We start from the raw sequence: 1,513 nt of genomic DNA, 5'->3' as shown, positions 1-1,513 counted from the left end.
CGAAACCACATTTCGAAGAAAAGAAATTAGAAAAGAAGATGCAAGTTGGTGGCAACGGTGGTTGTTGTTTCCTTCCCAACGGTGCGGATATGACCCGACGACCAACAGTGCGGAGAGTGATGGATTGGAAAATGATCTGCTTGAAAAGGCCGCAGCAACCTACCAGTCGTTCGAGATTTTAGCCCGTGAGAACGCAAAACCTTCCCTCCAAAGCGAGATGTTCGTTCTCCGGCAAGATATGCAACGCAAGCGATATGGCGTCAAGGGAGAGTACGATAAGTGGGCATTTGCTTGGATCTCGCGCAGTATGTTCAAATACGGTGAGAGCCTCGGTCGAATCATTGCGTGGGGAACCCTTCTTGTGTGTGTCTATGCGTTTTTCTACTTACAATTTGATTTAGTTATTGAGGGTAGTGGGGGCGAATTTATTAATAGACCAATTGATGCATTGTATTTTAGTACACTTACTTTCACGACGCTCGGGTTTGGCGACTTCCAACCATCTCCAGTATCTGAAGTGGCTCGGTTACTTGTCACCAGCCAAGCAGCACTGGGAGCTATTCTAATTGCTATCTTTGTGTTTGTCCTTGGACGTCGAGCTGCGAGATGAGTTGAGTGGGGGTTTGAACAAAAGACTTGAGACATTCTACGAAGCATTGTTCCCAATAACCCCTGATTTGTGAAGTTCCTTGTAGGGTTAAACACAGAAGCTCACAACCAATCCTTGAGGGCATGACTGTACCGACCTGGGCCAGACTACCCTCTCAAAACACCCTCCAACACCTTACCCAACTCATCTTCCAACTCAGACGCCTGCAAAATCGTAATCGCGCTCTCTGACTGCCCTTCCACATCCAGTGTCTCCTCAGGTAAATCCTGAATCACCAACATCCCGTTTGAGCCATTGCCGAAGTACTGACCATCATCACCCCCAAACACGAACTCTTCATTCACACGCAAGAACGCCAGATACTCGAGTGTCTCTTTGATCCCCTGTCTGATCGTATCCGTCCGCGTACTGTTCTTCACCTCGGTAATGAGATACTCTTTCCCCCCACCCCCAGCTGGATTCACCTCTAAGACAATCAAATCAGGGCGTCCGGTGTGATCCTGAAACGTCCGGTCAGTGAAGTACTCGTTCGCCACACTCCGTGCCACCGTCTGTACCTTCTCCGTACGAGAAAGGTCTCCTCGATCTTCAGGCACAGACAAGAACGACAAGTCTCGATCTCGAGCTGAACTGTCGTGATACAACACCAACTCAGTCTCACCGTTGATCCGAGCAACCTCTTGGCGACCAGAACGAATTGTACTGAACCTCGCAGACTCCCCTGAGAGCTCCTCCAACGTCGAAACAAGCCGGAAGAGCACGAACAGCTCAAAGAGGGTATCTTCGTCATCGGGCGTAATCGCAGTCTCATCTAACAATCGCCGCAACTCATCAGGATCTCCTTCACGCAGTCGACGTCGCGTCTGGATCAACGAGGCTGCATCACGATACAACGCTTGGCGT

The 1,513-nt window shown here is 49.7% G+C and carries 1 protein-coding gene and 1 pseudogene; one reads left to right on the top strand and one right to left on the bottom strand.

Going from position 1 to position 1,513, the window contains the following annotated elements:
* A partial coding sequence (locus AUR66_RS12375; RefSeq protein ID WP_197409772.1) for a potassium channel family protein occupies nt 1-610 on the top strand: 610 nt, incomplete at its 5' end.
* Nucleotides 611-756: 146 nt separating this feature from the next.
* Here the strand turns inward: AUR66_RS12375 and AUR66_RS22060 are convergent.
* Nucleotides 757-1,513, bottom strand: a pseudogene (locus tag AUR66_RS22060) (hypothetical protein); the annotation flags it as partial.

The organism is Haloferax profundi, assembly GCF_001469865.1.
Classification (GTDB): domain Archaea; phylum Halobacteriota; class Halobacteria; order Halobacteriales; family Haloferacaceae; genus Haloferax; species Haloferax profundi.
The sequence above is the reverse complement of the archived record's forward strand: the minus strand, read 5'-3'. Positions and strand labels throughout refer to the sequence as shown.